At 56.8% G+C, this 14032-nt stretch carries 9 protein-coding genes and 1 rRNA gene; 7 read left to right on the top strand and 3 right to left on the bottom strand.

Features of this window, described 5'->3' with window-relative positions:
• The first annotated feature begins 226 nt into the window (after window positions 1-226).
• A 5S ribosomal RNA gene (rrf, locus tag SIK97_RS00360) occupies window positions 227-342 on the top strand.
• Between the two features lie 99 nt (window positions 343-441).
• Here the strand turns inward: rrf and SIK97_RS00355 are convergent.
• Entirely contained in the window at window positions 442-879 is a 438-nt protein-coding gene (locus SIK97_RS00355) for an acetyltransferase (protein ID WP_009651731.1), read from the bottom strand.
• Between the two features lie 156 nt (window positions 880-1035).
• Between SIK97_RS00355 and metA the strand changes: the two genes are divergently transcribed.
• The 4 genes from metA to aceK all read left to right on the top strand — a co-directional run bounded on the left by metA (window position 1036) and on the right by aceK (window position 6958).
• Window positions 1036-1965 carry a homoserine O-acetyltransferase MetA gene (gene metA, locus SIK97_RS00350; protein WP_057173412.1) on the top strand — a complete coding sequence of 310 codons (930 nt, stop codon included), beginning with the start codon at window positions 1036-1038 and terminating at the stop codon, window positions 1963-1965.
• Window positions 1966-2224: 259 nt separating this feature from the next.
• Window positions 2225-3826, top strand: a complete 1602-nt coding sequence (aceB, locus tag SIK97_RS00345) for a malate synthase A (protein WP_004097698.1) — start codon at window positions 2225-2227, stop codon at window positions 3824-3826.
• Window positions 3827-3857: 31 nt separating this feature from the next.
• The gene (gene aceA, locus SIK97_RS00340) at window positions 3858-5162 is read left to right on the top strand and encodes an isocitrate lyase (RefSeq protein ID WP_004097699.1); all 1305 of its coding nucleotides are present in this window, start codon (window positions 3858-3860) and stop codon (window positions 5160-5162) included.
• Between the two features lie 53 nt (window positions 5163-5215).
• The gene (aceK, locus tag SIK97_RS00335) at window positions 5216-6958 is read left to right on the top strand and encodes a bifunctional isocitrate dehydrogenase kinase/phosphatase (RefSeq protein ID WP_032747464.1); all 1743 of its coding nucleotides are present in this window, start codon (window positions 5216-5218) and stop codon (window positions 6956-6958) included.
• A gap of 13 nt (window positions 6959-6971) precedes the next feature.
• On the opposite strand, the gene SIK97_RS00330 is transcribed toward aceK, so the two are convergent.
• Both SIK97_RS00330 and iclR read right to left on the bottom strand, forming a co-directional pair.
• Entirely contained in the window at window positions 6972-7376 is a 405-nt protein-coding gene (locus SIK97_RS00330) for an ASCH domain-containing protein (RefSeq protein ID WP_086074014.1), read from the bottom strand.
• A gap of 9 nt (window positions 7377-7385) precedes the next feature.
• Window positions 7386-8213 (bottom strand): glyoxylate bypass operon transcriptional repressor IclR, encoded by an 828-nt coding sequence (gene iclR / locus SIK97_RS00325; RefSeq protein ID WP_004097706.1) that lies wholly within the window; start codon window positions 8211-8213, stop codon window positions 7386-7388.
• Between the two features lie 196 nt (window positions 8214-8409).
• On the opposite strand from iclR, the gene metH reads away from it, so the two are divergent.
• The gene (metH, locus tag SIK97_RS00320) at window positions 8410-12093 is read left to right on the top strand and encodes a methionine synthase (RefSeq protein ID WP_057174070.1); all 3684 of its coding nucleotides are present in this window, start codon (window positions 8410-8412) and stop codon (window positions 12091-12093) included.
• Between the two features lie 187 nt (window positions 12094-12280).
• Entirely contained in the window at window positions 12281-13912 is a 1632-nt protein-coding gene (locus tag SIK97_RS00315) for a Na/Pi cotransporter family protein (RefSeq protein ID WP_009651734.1), read from the top strand.
• Window positions 13913-14032: the final 120 nt, after the last annotated feature.

Genomic DNA, 14032 nt, shown 5'->3' with positions numbered 1-14032 from the left:
ACCGGTACTAATGAACCGTGAGGCTTAACCTTACAACGCCGAAGATGTTTTGGCGGATTGAGAGATTTTCAGCTTAGATTACAGATTTTCGGGAACGAAAGATTTTACGCTGAGGCAAGGCGGCAAATGAAGTAAAGGAAGGAGCATACTGTAGTATGTAACTGACTTTACGAATGCAGCCAACGCAGCATCGGTGTAAAAGATTCGTTTCTGACAACAGAATTTGCCTGGCGGCACTAGCGCGGTGGTCCCACCTGACCCCATGCCGAACTCAGAAGTGAAACGCCGTAGCGCCGATGGTAGTGTGGGGTCTCCCCATGTGAGAGTAGGGAACTGCCAGGCATCAAACAAGTGAAGAGCCCATCCTGACGGATGGGCTTTTTGCGTTTTTGTCGTCTGAACCGACCGGACATCGGTTTACCCTTATCCGGTCTTACTTCATTACTCATGTACCAAATTCAATAACGGATAGGGTTTTCCAAGATCGTCCGTCTCAGAACGGCCTGTCACCTTAAAGCCCATCTTCTTATAAAATCCGACCGCTTGTTCATTCTGCTCATTAACGTTGGTCGTCAGTTTGGGCGCTAACGTCAGCGCGTGTTCAATCAACAGCTTACCCACGCCGCAGCCGCGGACCGTAGGGTCAACGAATAGCGCATCCATATGTTCCCCCGTAAGCAGCATAAAGGCGACCGGCTCGTCTTTCTCCGTCACCGCGACCCACAGCGGCGCTTCGGGTAAAAACGCGCTCACCAGATCTTCCAGTTCCGCTCTATACTCTTTTGATAAAAAATCGTGCGTTGCATCGACCGACCGACGCCAGATCGCAATCAGTTTTTTCCCTTCATCATGCCGTGAACGGCGGATACTAATAACCATATTTGCTCCTTTTCTTTGTTCTTATATTCTAACTCAAATGTCTCCGTGAAATTTTCTCACCCTGCACCTGCAGGCTCGACATTCACCTTATTCCTGGGTATCTTCAGCTGTCTGGATGTCTAAACGTTTATACGTATGCTATGAGGTAATAAAGTTATGCCAATTCGGGTGCAGGACGAGCTACCGGCCGTCAATTTCTTGCGTAATGAAAACGTCTTTGTGATGACGACAACTCGCGCGACGACTCAGGAAATCCGCCCGCTGAAGGTGCTCATCCTTAATCTGATGCCGAAGAAAATCGAGACTGAGAATCAGTTTTTGCGACTGCTTTCCAACTCTCCTCTGCAGCTTGATATCCAGCTGTTGCGCATCGATGCCCGCGAATCACGTAATACTCCGGCGGAACACCTGAACAACTTCTACTGCAACTTTGAAGATATTTGCGATCAGAACTTTGATGGCCTGATTGTTACCGGTGCACCTTTAGGTTTGGTTGAATTTAATGACGTTGCCTACTGGCCGCAGATAAAACAGGTGCTGGAATGGGCTAAAGATCATGTTACCTCAACGCTGTTTGTCTGTTGGGCGGTACAGGCAGCCCTCAATATCCTCTACGGTATCCCTAAACAGACCCGCTCTGAGAAGATTTCCGGGGTCTACGAACACCATATCCTGCAACCTCATGCCTTGTTAACCCGCGGCTTTGACGATAGCTTTCTGGCCCCGCACTCGCGCTATGCCGATTTCCCGGCGGCGCTGATACGCGACTACACCGACCTCGAGATCCTGGCGGAAACGGAAGAGGGCGACGCCTACCTGTTCGCCAGCAAAGATAAGCGCATCGCCTTCGTGACCGGTCACCCGGAATATGACGCGAACACCCTGGCCAGCGAATTCTTCCGCGATGTGGAAGCGGGTCTCGATCCGCAGGTTCCACATAATTATTTCCCGCAGAACGATCCGCGGAACAAACCGCGCGCCACCTGGCGAAGCCATGGCAATTTGCTGTTTATCAACTGGCTGAATTATTACGTCTACCAGATCACGCCATACGATCTACGCCATATGAATCCGACTCTGGATTAATCTTCTACACAACGCGATCCTAAAGCGTTTCAGCATTTTGCCTCTGGCACCTTCGGGTGCCTTTTTTATTTCCGAAACGCAGCTCATATTGTAATTAAACTTTATTTATATTGTTATCAATAGGTTAAATGATAATTAAATTAAAAATGGAAATTGTTTTTGATTTTGAAAAATAAATGCGTAGTCTTAATTGTGCTGAACGAAAACTACACAACGATCTTACGTTCGCGCCAACTGGATCAACCAAGAGGAGCAGCACATGACGCAGCAGGCGACAATCACTGACGAACTGGCTTTTAGCCAGCCATATGGCGACCAGGAGAAGCAAATCTTAACGCCTGAGGCCGTAGAATTTCTGACCGAGCTGGTGCGCCGCTTTACGCCTGAGCGCAATAAACTCCTGGCCGCGCGTATCCAGCAGCAGCAGGCAATTGATAACGGCAAGCTTCCAGATTTTATTTCGGAAACAGCTTCCATTCGTAACGGTGATTGGACGATCCGCGGCATTCCGGACGATTTGCAGGATCGGCGGGTAGAAATTACCGGTCCGGTAGAGCGCAAGATGGTCATCAATGCGCTCAATGCGAATGTAAAAGTCTTTATGGCGGATTTCGAAGACTCACTGGCGCCCGAATGGAGCAAAGTCATTGATGGGCAAATTAACCTGCGCGATGCGGTTAACGGCACCATCAGCTACACCAATGAAGCCGGCAAGATTTATCAGCTCAAGCCGAACCCGGCGCTGCTGATCTGCCGCGTGCGCGGTCTGCATCTGCCGGAAAAACACGTGACGTGGCGCAGGGAAGCGATTCCCGGCAGTCTGTTCGACTTCGCCCTCTATTTCTTCCACAACTACAAAGCGTTACTGGAAAAAGGCAGCGGCCCCTATTTCTATCTGCCGAAGACTCAGGCCTGGCAGGAAGCCGCGTGGTGGAGTGAAGTATTTAGCTTTACGGAAGACCGTTTTGAGCTGCCGCGCGGCACCATCAAAGCCACGCTGCTGATCGAAACGCTGCCCGCCGTATTCCAGATGGACGAAATTCTGCACGCCCTGCGCGACCATATTGTGGGTCTGAACTGCGGGCGCTGGGACTACATCTTCAGCTATATCAAAACGCTGAAGAATCATCCGGATCGCGTTCTGCCGGACCGCCAGGTGGTGACGATGGACAAGCCTTTCCTCAGCGCCTACTCGCGATTGTTGATTAAGACCTGCCACAGGCGCGGCGCGTTTGCGATGGGCGGCATGGCGGCCTTTATTCCGAGCAAAGATGCCGAGCGAAACAACCAGGTGCTGAACAAGGTAAAAGCGGACAAATCGCTGGAGGCGAATAACGGTCATGACGGTACCTGGATCGCGCATCCCGGGCTGGCTGACACCGCGATGGCCGTCTTTAACGGCGTACTGGGCGAGAACAAAAATCAGCTGTCCGTTACCCGCGAAGACGATGCGCCGATTACCGCTGAACAGCTGTTGGCTCCCTGCGAGGGCGAACGAACCGAAGAGGGCATGCGCGCCAACATTCGCGTGGCGGTGCAGTACATCGAGGCGTGGATTTCCGGCAACGGCTGCGTACCGATTTATGGCCTGATGGAAGATGCGGCGACGGCGGAAATCTCCCGTACCTCTATCTGGCAATGGATCCACCATGAGAAAACCCTCAGTAACGGCACACCGGTTACCAAAGCGCTGTTCCGCCAGTGGCTGGCCGAAGAGATGCGGGTGATTCAGGACGAACTGGGCGAGCACCGCTACAGCAGCGGGCGTTTTGATGAAGCCGCTCGCCTGATGGAACAGATCACCACCTCCGACGAGCTGATTGATTTCTTAACCCTGCCGGGCTACCGCCTTCTGGCCTAATTCACCACACAACAATATGGAGCATCTGCACATGAAAACCCGTACCCAACAAATCGAAGAATTAAACAAAGAGTGGACGAATCCGCGCTGGGAAGGCATTACTCGCCCATACAGCGCCGAAGATGTGGTGAAGCTGCGCGGCTCGGTCAACCCGGAATGTACTCTGGCGCAGCTGGGCGCGGCAAAGATGTGGCGACTGCTGCACGGGGAAGCGAAAAAAGGCTACGTCAACAGCCTGGGCGCGCTGACCGGCGGTCAGGCGCTGCAGCAGGCGAAAGCGGGCATTGAAGCGATTTATCTTTCCGGCTGGCAGGTCGCAGCGGACGCCAACCTGGCCTCCAGCATGTATCCGGATCAATCGCTCTATCCGGCGAACTCGGTACCGGCCGTGGTCGATCGGATCAACAACAGCTTCCGCCGCGCGGATCAGATCCAGTGGTCTGCGGGCATTGAGCCGAACGATCCGCGTTATACCGATTATTTCCTGCCGATCGTCGCCGATGCGGAAGCGGGGTTTGGCGGCGTGCTTAATGCGTTTGAGCTGATGAAATCGATGATTGAGGCCGGTGCAGCGGCCGTACACTTCGAAGACCAGCTGGCATCGGTGAAAAAATGCGGCCATATGGGCGGCAAAGTGCTGGTTCCCACGCAAGAGGCGATTCAGAAACTGGTCGCCGCGCGTCTGGCGGCGGACGTCATGGGCGTGCCGACGTTGGTGATCGCGCGCACTGACGCCGATGCGGCGGATTTAATTACCTCAGACTGCGATCCTTACGATCGCCAGTTCATTACCGGCGACCGTACCAGCGAAGGTTTCTTCCGTACCCATGCCGGTATCGAACAGGCCATCAGCCGCGGGCTGGCCTACGCGCCCTATGCCGACCTGGTGTGGTGTGAGACCTCTACCCCGGACCTTGAGCTGGCGAAGCGCTTTGCCGACGCGATCCACGCGAAATATCCCGGCAAACTGCTGGCCTACAACTGCTCGCCGTCGTTTAACTGGCAGAAAAAGCTGGATGATAAAACCATTGCCAGCTTCCAGCAGCAGCTGTCGGATATGGGCTACAAGTATCAGTTCATCACCCTGGCCGGTATTCACAGCATGTGGTTCAACATGTTCGACCTGGCCCACGCCTACGCCCAGGGCGAGGGGATGAAGCACTACGTTGAGAAGGTCCAGCAGCCGGAGTTCGCGGCGGCTAAAGATGGCTACACCTTTGTCTCTCATCAGCAGGAGGTCGGCACCGGCTACTTCGATAAGGTCACCACCATTATCCAGGGCGGAGCCTCGTCAGTCACGGCGTTAACCGGCTCTACAGAAGAAGATCAGTTCTGATAATTTCCCCCTCTCCCTCTCTCCGGGGGAGAGGGATGGGTGAGGGGGAAGAGATGACGCGTGGCCTGGAATTATTGATTGCTCAAACTATTTTGCAGGGTTTTGACGCCCAGTACGGTCGTTTTCTTGAAGTGACTTCCGGCGCCCAGCAGCGCTTTGAACAGGCTGACTGGCATGCCGTCCAGCAGGCGATGAAGCAGCGTATTCATCTCTACGATCACCATGTCGGCCTGGTCGTCGAGCAGCTGCGCTGCATTACCGATGGTAAAAATACCGATACCGATTTTTTGCTGCGGGTAAAAGAACACTATACCCACCTGCTGCCGGATTACCCTCGTTTCGAAATTGCGGAGAGCTTTTTCAATTCCGTTTATTGCCGGTTGTTTGACCACCGCTCGCTGACTCCCGAGCGGCTTTTTATTTTCAGCTCTCAGCCAGAGCGGCGCTTACGCGCCATCCCGCGCCCGCTGGCCAAAGATTTCTTCCCCGAGCGCGGCTGGGACACGCTATTACGCAAAGTGTTATCCGATCTTCCTCTCCGTCTGCCGTGGCAAAACAGCGCGCGCGATATCGGTTATATCACCGCTTGCCTGCAGGAGGCGCTCGGCAGCGAGCTGCTTTCCCGCTCGTACCTGCAGGTGGCGAATGAACTGTTTTACCGCAATAAGGCGGCCTGGCTGGTAGGCAAACTGGTTACGCCGATGGCGACGTTGCCTTTTCTTCTGCCAATCCATCGCACCGATGAAGGCGAATTGTTTGTCGACGCCTGTCTGACGACGCATGCCGAAGCCAGCATCGTTTTTGGCTTCGCCCGCTCCTATTTTATGGTTTACGCGCCGCTACCCGGCGCGCTGGTCGAGTGGCTGCGCGAGATTCTCCCGGGGAAAACCACCGCTGAACTGTACATGGCGATTGGCTGCCAGAAGCATGCGAAAACCGAGAGCTATCGGGAATACCTGCACTATATTTCCCGCAGCGATGAGCAATTTATTGAAGCGCCGGGGATTCGCGGCATGGTGATGCTGGTGTTTACTTTGCCGGGATTTGACCGGGTATTTAAAGTCATTAAGGACCGCTTTGCGCCGCAGAAAGAGATGACCGCCGCCCACGTGCGCGCCTGCTATCAGCTGGTCAAAGAGCACGACCGCGTGGGAAGGATGGCCGATACCCAGGAGTTTGAGAACTTCGTCCTGGAGAAACGGCAAATTGCGCCCGAACTAATGGCCCTGTTACAAACCGAAGCCGGAGCGAAAATTACCGATCTCGGCGATCGGATTGCGATCAGCCATCTTTATATCGAGCGGCGGATGGTGCCGCTGAATATCTGGCTGGAGCAGGTGGACGGTCCGGCGCTGCGCGATGCGGTAGAGGAGTACGGCAACGCCATTCGTCAGCTGGCCGCCGCCAACATTTTCCCCGGCGATATGCTATTTAAAAACTTTGGCGTCACGCGTCACGGCCGGGTGGTGTTCTACGATTACGATGAAATTTGCTATATGACGGAGGTGAATTTCCGCGAGATCCCGCCGGCGCGCTACCCGGAGGATGAGCTTGCCAGCGAGCCCTGGTATAGCGTCTCGCCTGGCGATGTTTTTCCGGAAGAGTTTCGCCACTGGCTGTGCGCTGACCCGCGCATCGGACCGCTATTTGAAGAGATGCACGCCGACCTGCTGCGCGCCGACTACTGGCGGGAGCTGCAAACGCGTATCCGCAACGGCCACGTGGAAGACGTCTATGCCTATCGCCGCCGTCAGCGTTTTAGCGTGCGCTACGGCGACCTGAAGCAGGCGGGATAGCCGATGGCCTGCTTCAGGCTGCTTCGATAACGGCAAATTCTTCGTACACCAGCTCCATATCCGGCGCCCAGGTGCCTTCGCGTTCAAAGAATGCCTGATGCGCCGATTGCCAGTAAGCGAGGCTTAAATCACCTTCGCCCTCCAGCGCGGCGAGCTCAGGGCTCATTTCGTTAAAGCGAATGAGCCTGAGGGTCAGGGTGCGTATCACGCAGACGGCTTTCCCTTTGCCGTCCAGCACAATGTGATACGCCCCCGGCGTCACGGGCGGCTGCTCCTGCTGATAGCTGGCAAGCGAGCCGCAGGTGCCGCGTTTCTTCCCGGCGATAACCAGGGCAGCCAGCTCGTCGGCCAGCGCCGGTGAATCGCCGAAAGACCAGCAGAAAGCAGAAGGGTATTTATCCTGCCAGTAGGATTTCAGATCGCTCATTTAGCGCACTCCGCCGTAGGCCAGCGTCACTTCTTTCGCCGCCTTAATCACCATCGCGCCGAACTCGGTCACGCGGTCATCGGTAATGCGGGAAATGGGCCCGGAAATGGAGATGGCGGCGAACGGCTCACGATGTTCATCATAAATACACGACGCTACGCAGCGCAGGCCCAGCGCGTGTTCTTCGTCATCAAACGAGTAGCCGCGCTTACGCGTCTGGGCCAGGTCCTCTTTCAGATGTACCGGCGATACCAGGGTGGCATGGGTATAAGCGTGCAGACCTTGACGGTGCAGCAGGCCGGTAACCTGCTCTTCGCTTAGCTGCGACAGAAACGCCTTTCCGGCGCCGGAAGCGTGCATCGGCAGCTTACCGCCAATCGGTGCCGACATACGCATCAGCTGCGTACACTGCACCTGATCGATAATAATCGCCTGATGATCGCTCTGGTCAAGCACCGCGAGGTTAACCGTTTCACCGGAATCTTCCATCAGCTGACGCAAAATCGGATGGACGATCGCCAACAGATTACGGCTTTGCAGGAAGCTGCTGCCGACGACGAAAGCATGGGCGCCCACCGACCAGTGGCCCAGTTCACCGACCTGACGAACAAAACCCAGCTGCTGCATGGTCGTCAGCAGGCGGTGAGTCGTGGAGTTAGGCAGGCCGGCCTGCTGGGCCAGTTCGGTCAGCGCCACGCTGCCGTGGGATTCAGCAATCCATTCGAGCAGCTTCAGTCCGCGGGTCAGGGACTGAACTTGCCCGCCGGCCGGAGCGGCGGCGGGGGAGGCAGGTTTTCTGCCGCGTTTTGCGGGAGCGGGGGTCGCCATCGCGGACTCCTTTTTTCTGTATCGTGGAAATGATTTTCGTTTTATTTGGCGATAATGCAATCACTACCCGACTGATCGGATGAGTGAAGCTGAACATGTCTCATCTTGCCCGCTGTTCTCTTTTCCACCCCTTCGGTTTGTGCCAGTATGGTCTGTTGAGTTTTTTCGGTCTGGTTGAGCGTTGTCGGGAGCGAGTGTGAGCAGCAAAGTTGAGCAACTGCATCAGCAGTTAAAAGCACGTATTTTGGTTCTGGATGGGGGCATGGGCACCATGATCCAGAGCTACCGTTTGAGTGAGCAGGACTTTCGCGGCGAGCGCTTTGCCGACTGGCCGTGCGACCTGAAGGGCAACAACGACCTGCTGGTTCTCAGCAAGCCGGATGTGATAACCGCTATCTACGATGCCTATTTTGCGGCCGGGGCGGATATCATTGAAACCAACACTTTTAACTCGACGACCATCGCGATGGCGGATTACCAGATGGAATCCCTGTCGGCGGAAATCAACTTTGTGGCGGCGAAACTGGCCCGCGCCAGCGCCGATGCCTGGACCGCACGCACGCCGGAAAAACCGCGCTACGTCGCAGGGGTCCTCGGCCCGACTAACCGCACGGCGTCCATTTCTCCCGACGTCAACGACCCGGCCTTCCGCAACATCACCTTTGACGGGCTGGTGGAAGCCTATCGTGAATCCACCAAAGCGCTGGTGGAAGGCGGGGCGGATCTGATTCTGATTGAGACGGTGTTCGATACCCTCAACGCCAAAGCGGCGATCTTTGCGGTTAAAGAGGAGTTTGAAGCGCTGGGGGTCGATCTGCCGATTATGATCTCCGGCACCATCACCGACGCCTCCGGGCGCACGCTGTCCGGCCAGACCACCGAAGCCTTTTATAACTCGCTGCGCCACGCCGATGCGCTGACGTTTGGCCTCAACTGCGCCCTGGGGCCGGATGAGCTGCGCCAGTACGTGCAGGAGCTGTCGCGTATCGCCGAATGCTACGTTACCGCCCACCCGAACGCCGGTCTGCCGAACGCCTTTGGCGAATACGACCTGGACGCCGACACGATGGCGGCGCAAATTCGCGAATGGGCTGAAGCCGGATTCCTGAATATTGTCGGCGGCTGCTGTGGTACCACGCCGGAACATATCGCCGCCATGAGCCGCGCGGTGGCCGGCCTGCCGCCGCGCCAGCTGCCGGAAATCCCCGTCGCCTGTCGTCTTTCCGGCCTTGAGCCGCTGAATATCGGCGATGACAGCCTGTTTGTGAACGTCGGCGAACGCACCAACGTTACCGGCTCGGCGAAATTCAAACGCCTGATTAAAGAAGAAAAATATAACGAAGCGCTGGATGTGGCGCGCCAGCAGGTGGAAAGCGGCGCGCAGATTATCGATATCAATATGGATGAGGGGATGCTCGACGCCGAAGCGGCGATGACGCGTTTCCTCAACCTGATCGCCGGTGAGCCGGATATCGCCCGCGTGCCGATTATGATCGACTCCTCCAAATGGGAGGTCATCGAAAAGGGTCTGAAGTGTATTCAGGGTAAAGGCATCGTTAACTCCATTTCCATGAAAGAGGGCGTTGAGCCGTTTATCCAGCATGCGAAAAAGGTGCGCCGCTACGGCGCCGCCGTCGTGGTGATGGCCTTTGATGAAGTGGGCCAGGCCGATACCCGCGAGCGGAAAATTGAAATTTGCCGCCGGGCGTACAAAATTCTCACCGAAGAGGTGGGCTTCCCGCCGGAAGACATCATCTTTGACCCGAATATTTTCGCCGTGGCGACCGGGATTGAAGAGCACAACAACTATGCCCAGGACTTTATCGGCGCCTGCGAAGATATCAAACGCGAACTGCCGCACGCGCTGATCTCCGGCGGCGTCTCTAACGTGTCGTTCTCGTTCCGCGGCAATGACCCGGTGCGCGAGGCGATTCACGCGGTATTCCTCTACTACGCCATCCGCAACGGCATGGACATGGGCATCGTTAACGCCGGCCAGCTGGCGATTTACGACGACCTTCCCGCCGAGCTGCGCGATGCGGTTGAAGATGTGATTCTGAACCGCCGCGATGACGGCACTGAACGCCTGCTCGATCTGGCGGAAAAGTATCGCGGCAGCAAAACCGACGATACCGCCAACGCTCAGCAGGCGGAATGGCGCAGCTGGGACGTCAAAAAACGCCTCGAATACTCGCTGGTTAAAGGCATTACCGAATTTATCGAGCTCGATACCGAAGAAGCCCGCCAGCAGGCCGCGCGTCCGATTGAGGTTATCGAAGGGCCGCTGATGGACGGCATGAACGTGGTCGGCGACCTGTTCGGTGAAGGGAAAATGTTCCTGCCGCAGGTGGTGAAATCCGCCCGCGTCATGAAGCAGGCGGTGGCCTACCTCGAACCCTATATTGAGGCCAGCAAAGAGAAAGGTTCCAGCAACGGCAAGATGGTCATCGCCACCGTGAAGGGTGACGTTCACGACATCGGCAAGAATATTGTCGGCGTGGTGCTGCAGTGTAACAACTACGAAATCGTCGACCTTGGCGTGATGGTGCCTGCGGATAAAATCCTGAAAACCGCTCGCGAGGTTAACGCCGACCTGATTGGCCTCTCCGGGCTGATTACGCCGTCGCTGGATGAGATGGTCAACGTGGCGAAGGAGATGGAGCGTCAGGGCTTTACTATTCCGCTGCTGATCGGCGGCGCAACCACCTCGAAAGCGCATACGGCGGTGAAAATCGAGCAGAACTACAGTGGGCCGACGGTCTACGTGCAGAACGCCTCGCGCACCGTTGGCGTGGTCGCCGCGCTGCTGTCCGATAGCCAGCGCGATGATTTTGTCGCCCGTACCCGCAAAGAATACGAAACGGTACGTATTCAGCACGGGCGTAAAAAGCCGCGCACCCCGCCGGTCACGCTGGAGGCCGCGCGCGATAACGACCTGGCCTTTGACTGGGCAAGCTACACCCCGCCGGTGGCCCATCGTCTTGGCGTGCATGAGGTTGAGGCCAGTATCGAAACCCTGCGTAACTATATTGACTGGACGCCGTTCTTTATGACCTGGTCGCTGGCCGGTAAGTATCCGCGCATTCTGGAAGATGAAGTGGTCGGCGAAGAGGCGCAGCGCCTGTTTAAAGACGCCAACGAACTGCTGGATAAGCTCAGCGCCGGGAAGGCCCTGAATCCGCGCGGCGTGGTGGGGCTGTTCCCGGCTAACCGCGTCGGCGACGATGTTGAAATATATCGCGATGAAACCCGGACTCACGTGCTGACGGTGGGGCATCATCTGCGCCAGCAGACGGAGAAAGTCGGCTTTGCCAACTACTGCCTGGCGGATTTTGTCGCGCCGAAGCTGTCGGGGAAGGCGGACTATATCGGCGCCTTTGCGGTGACCGGCGGCCTTGAGGAAGACGCGCTGGCCGACGCCTGGGAAGCGCAGCACGATGACTACAACAAGATTATGGTGAAGGCGATTGCCGACCGCCTGGCGGAAGCCTTTGCCGAGTATCTGCATGAGCGGGTGCGTAAGGTTTACTGGGGCTATGCGGCGAACGAAAACCTCAGCAACGAGGAGCTGATCCGCGAGAACTACCAGGGAATTCGCCCGGCGCCGGGCTATCCGGCTTGCCCGGAGCACACCGAAAAGGCGACGATCTGGGAACTGCTGGAGGTGGAAAAACGCACCGGCATGAAGCTGACGGAATCTTTTGCCATGTGGCCCGGCGCATCGGTTTCCGGCTGGTACTTCAGCCATCCGGACAGCAAATACTTCGCGGTAGCGCAAATTCAGCGGGACCAGGTGGAAGACTATGCGTTGCGTAAGGGGATGAACGTAGCGGAAGTGGAGCGCTGGCTGGCGCCGAACCTCGGTTACGATGCCGACTGATCCACCAAACCGTTATCTTTCCTTACAACTAACAGGGCGCTCAATGAGCGCCCTGTCTCTTTATTGTGCGTAAACCCTTATACTGAAGGAAGCTTGCGATCGTTGCCGTCGGATAAGCGAAGCGCTATCCGGCCTGTAACGGTTTATGAGTTTCGGGAACGAATAAATATAAGGAGAAGCTGATTCCGTGTTAACTCTGCTACACCTGTTGTCCGCCGTCGCCCTACTGGTGTGGGGCACCCATATCGTCCGTACCGGCGTGATGCGCGTCTACGGCGCTCGTCTGCGAAGCGTACTCAGCAGCAGCGTGGAGAAAAAACCGCTCGCCTTCTGCGCGGGGATCGGCGTTACCGCGCTGGTGCAGAGCAGCAACGCCACCACCATGCTGGTCACCTCTTTTGTCGCCCAGGATCTGGTGGCGCTGGCCCCTGCGCTGGTGATGGTGCTGGGCGCTGACGTCGGTACTGCGCTGATGGCGAGGGTGCTGACCTTCGATCTGTCCTGGCTTTCGCCGCTGCTGATTTTTATCGGCGTGATTTTCTTCCTTGGGCGCAAGCAAACGCGCGCGGGCCAGCTCGGGCGCGTGGGGATTGGTCTGGGCTTGATTCTGCTGGCGCTGGAGCTGATCGTGCAGGCGGTGCATCCCATCACCCAGGCTAACGGCGTACAGGTGATTTTCGCCTCGTTGACCGGCGATATTATGCTGGATGCGCTGATCGGCGCGGTGTTTGCCATCATCAGCTATTCAAGCCTGGCAGCGGTGCTGCTGACCGCAACGTTAACCGCCACCGGCGTGATTTCGTTTCCGGTGGCGCTGTGCCTGGTGATCGGCGCCAACCTCGGATCCGGGCTGCTGGCCATGCTAAACAACAGCGGCGCCAATGCCGCTGCGCGCCGCGTGGCGCTCGGCAGCCTGCTGTTTAAGCTGGTGGGTAGCCTGATTATCCTGCCGTTTGTGCATCTGTTGGCAAACGTCATGGATGAGCTTCCGCTGCAAAAATCCGAACTGGTTATCTATTTCCACGTCTTCTACAACCTGATCCGCTGTATCGCCATGGTGCCGTTTGCCGGCCCCATGGCTAACCTCTGTAAGCGTCTGATTCGCGATGAGCCCGAGCTGGACGCGCGGCTGAAGCCGAAGCATCTTGATACTTCGGCGCTGGATACGCCCGCCCTGGCGCTGGCCAATGCCGCCCGCGAAACCCTGCGTATTGGCGATGCCATGGAGCAGATGCTGGAAAGCCTGCATAAAGTGATGCACGGCGAGCCGCGTGAGGAGAAAGAGCTGCGGCGGATGGCGGACGATATCAACGTACTTTACACCGCCATTAAGCTCTATCTGGCGCGGATGCCGAAAGAGGAGCTGGCGGATGAGGAGTCCCGCCGCTGGGCGGAAATTATCGAAATGGCGCTTAACCTCGAGCAGGCTTCGGATATCGTCGAAAGAATGGGCAGCGAGATCGCCGATAAATCGCTGGCCGCGCGGCGCGCGTTCTCCATGGAGGGATTAAAAGAGCTGGATGCCCTCTACGAGCAGCTGCTCAGCAATCTGCAGCTGGCGATGTCGGTCTTCTTCTCCGGCGACGTGCCGAGCGCCCGCCGCCTGCGCCGCAGCAAGCATCGTTTTCGTATCATGAACCGTCGTTACTCGCATGCCCACGTTGACCGCCTGCATCAGCAAAACGTGCAGAGTATTGAGACCAGTACGCTGCACCTGGCGCTGCTGGGCGATATGAAGCGTCTGAATTCACTGTTCTGCTCGGTGGCCTATAGCGTGATGGAGCAGCCGGATGAGGACGATGAGCGCGATGATTATTAAGCGCTGATGTGCCGCCTGACATCCCCGGCTCGCGCTGCGCTTAGCCGGGCTACAGGTATACCGCGGTCTGCGGGATGGTAGCCCGGACAGATGCGCAGCATCGCCTCCGGGGAATTATGC

This window comes from Klebsiella sp. JN_Kp126 (assembly GCF_033843325.1).
GTDB classification, from domain to species: domain Bacteria; phylum Pseudomonadota; class Gammaproteobacteria; order Enterobacterales; family Enterobacteriaceae; genus Klebsiella; species Klebsiella michiganensis.
This window is presented reverse-complemented; position numbering and strand designations above follow the sequence as displayed.